3 protein-coding genes are annotated in these 2,546 nt (G+C 63.6%); all 3 read right to left on the bottom strand.

Annotation, left to right across the window (positions count from 1 at the left end):
* Positions 1-55: 55 nt before the first annotated feature.
* The gene (locus RUW20_RS05930) at positions 56-862 is read right to left on the bottom strand and encodes a DUF1738 domain-containing protein (RefSeq protein ID WP_313951279.1); all 807 of its coding nucleotides are present in this window, start codon (positions 860-862) and stop codon (positions 56-58) included.
* A gap of 100 nt (positions 863-962) precedes the next feature.
* On the bottom strand, positions 963-1,229 hold the full coding sequence (locus RUW20_RS05925; RefSeq protein WP_313951278.1) for a hypothetical protein: 267 nt from the start codon (positions 1,227-1,229) through the stop codon (positions 963-965).
* 13 nt (positions 1,230-1,242) lie between these two features.
* Positions 1,243-2,325 (bottom strand): primase-helicase zinc-binding domain-containing protein, encoded by a 1,083-nt coding sequence (locus RUW20_RS05920; RefSeq protein ID WP_313951277.1) that lies wholly within the window; start codon positions 2,323-2,325, stop codon positions 1,243-1,245.
* Between the last annotated feature and the right edge of the window lie 221 nt (positions 2,326-2,546).

Below are 2,546 nucleotides of genomic sequence, written 5' to 3'. Positions count from 1 at the left end.
CGGCACCCTCCCCTTGCGGGACGATGCGCGCCCCGCGGGGTTCAAAGATTGCGACTTAGTGCGTTACGGTTGGCTGACTGACGGGTCTGCCGGCTTCGAGAATCTTCTGGCTGGCGCTGAAGATCCGCTGTGCCGATCTTTCCGGGAGCTGACCGTTTTTGAGCCACGACTGGATATAACCTCGCGACTCATCCCGGCCTGGCAACTCGAGGATCGAACACAGGAGAAAGGCCACGCCTTCGGCCTCGGCTTCGCGAACACTTCTTGGCGTCGACGGGGCGTCATGGCAGTCGCCTTCCAGGGTGTGCCCGAGAACGACGTGAGCCATCTCGTGAAAACGCGTCGAGTGGGGGTGCTCGGCCAACTGACTGACCGCGATGCGGCGCTGAACCGCATAGCCCTCGACGTTGCCGTCCAGGTAATCGAAGTGCTCCTGCGTGATGTCCAGCGCGGCCAAAGCCGCTTCGGCATCCCAATGGGGCGATTCGACGGGCTCAGCGTAGGCCTCACCTTCGGTCTGCTCCAGGCTGAACCAGCGCGGCGCGAGTTTGAAGCGCGTGAATACCTCTTCGCTGCTGCCGGAATCGCCGGGATCGTCAGAAACCGCCTGCCGGTCCCGACGTTTGACGGTGATCGGCATCCACAGCGAGAGTGCTTTCTGTCCCTTGCAGACGGACCGACCCAGGGCTTTCCAGCGACTGAAGCTCGCGATGGGCGACAGGGGCAGGCACTTTTGACGGAGCTGGATGGCCGCCAGAATCTGGTTGCCGACGCTGAAGCGGTGAAACCGGCGGAAAGCCTGACTGACGATCCCGGGCTCGGTGAGAGCCTGTTCGAGAAGGGGTGCGAATTTGTCGTACATGGTGCCTCCAGTGAAAAACGGGAAGGCACCGTCCCCGTCGGGGAGCGATACACTCCCCGTGGGATGGAAAAACCGGCCAAGGCCGGGAAAGTCTGCTGCGTTAGCAGCGGCTGATTGATGAGCCTGCGGAAAGGGCAAATTTCCGTGCCTCGACGGCATGCGGGCCGAGAAACCGGGCGCGTGCACCGTCAGGTTGGAGAACGAGGATTCGGCCGACGACGAGGATCTGTTGTCGCACACCGATGTCCCCATCGAAGCGGGTTTGCAGGTATTGCCGGTAGTCGCCCTGCCATCCGGCTGGCGGTGCGAAAGGCCCGAAACCCCCTGGCCGGGTGTTGATCCGGCTGAAGTCGATGACGCCGTACATGGTCACCTCCTCGTCAGGCGGCCCGGGTGAGCGCCTTGTCGACGCTGCCGAGCGTGGGAAAACCTGCTTTCCCTGCGAGATTGAACACGTCGAGCCAATCGACTCCTTTTTGGCCGTCGGGAATCGCAAGCGCTGGCGCAATCGCACCGGCTTGAATCCCCATGGCCCAGAGCCGAGTCACCAATGCCCTCGCCGCTTCCTGTCCGTGTCCGGACGGGTGCTGTCGCGACGGCCGGTCCTTGTCGGCGAAGACCAGGACCTGGCGCACTCCTGGAGGAGGAACAAAGGTTTCCAGAAGATGGGCATTTCCGGTCGCCCAGGCGGGCAGACCGGTGGCTTCGATGACGGCAAGCGCGGTTTCGATGCCCTCGGTCACCGCCAGGCGACTCCCGGGGGCGATCAGGCGAATGGCGCCGCCGGTCAGCTGTCGCGCCGAGGGATGGCACATCAGCTTCTTGGGCGCGTCGACCGGCGCCTTGTGGCCATCGACCGTCAGGTAGCTACGATGGAGAGTCACTGCATCGCCCCCCTGCCCGGTGACTTGGGCGAGGATGGCTGGATGGCGCCCCACGAGACACCGATCGGCGTAGTAACCCAGCGCGGGATGAAAACGCAGGGTTTGTGGTGCCGTTGCCGACAGACCTCGCCGCGCCAGATAGAGACGCGCCGGCTCGGCTTGCGGGTCTGTCAGCGGAAGGGATTCCCGCCAAGTGCGATTGAGGTGTTCGCGGCGGGTGGCGTCGTCGGACGTACCACTTGCGACCAACGGCCATTGCCTGTGGGTGCTGCTGACGGGCTGGCCGCCGACATGCTCTGCCACTTCGCGGATCGTGCGACTGAAATCCCAGTCGTTGACCCACATCAGCAAAGACAAGCCGTCGGCAAAAAAGCCGCAGGTGTTGCAGACGCCGCCGCCGGTTTGATCGACGTCAGGAAAAACCCGAAAGCCATCCCGACCACCATGGACCGGACAAGGGACATGCTTCCCTCGCCGCTCCACAGCCTCTTTCAACGCCGGCGCCAGATCGGGCAGGACCCGCTCCCAGCGCCCGCGTGCGTCATCCTTGACGCTCTGTGCTTGATAAGCCTGTTTCATTGCAGGTGCCTCCATGGAATGTCCCGGTCGGGACCTTCCGAAGCACCCCATGCCGGGGTCCTGGGGAAGGCCACGGCAAGGCCGGTTGGAACGTTCCGCGCGGCATGAAGGTAGCCCTGCCGGGATACGCTTCCCCGGCGGGGTCATGATGCTGTTTGTTTTCTCGTGGCCAGCTACCACACGTCCATCCTGCGCCTTACGGTGCGGGATCGAAACTCAAT

The organism is Accumulibacter sp., from assembly GCF_032229525.1.
GTDB lineage: Bacteria > Pseudomonadota > Gammaproteobacteria > Burkholderiales > Rhodocyclaceae > Accumulibacter.
Note: the sequence above shows the minus strand (reverse complement) of the source record. Positions and strands in the feature narration are given on the sequence as shown.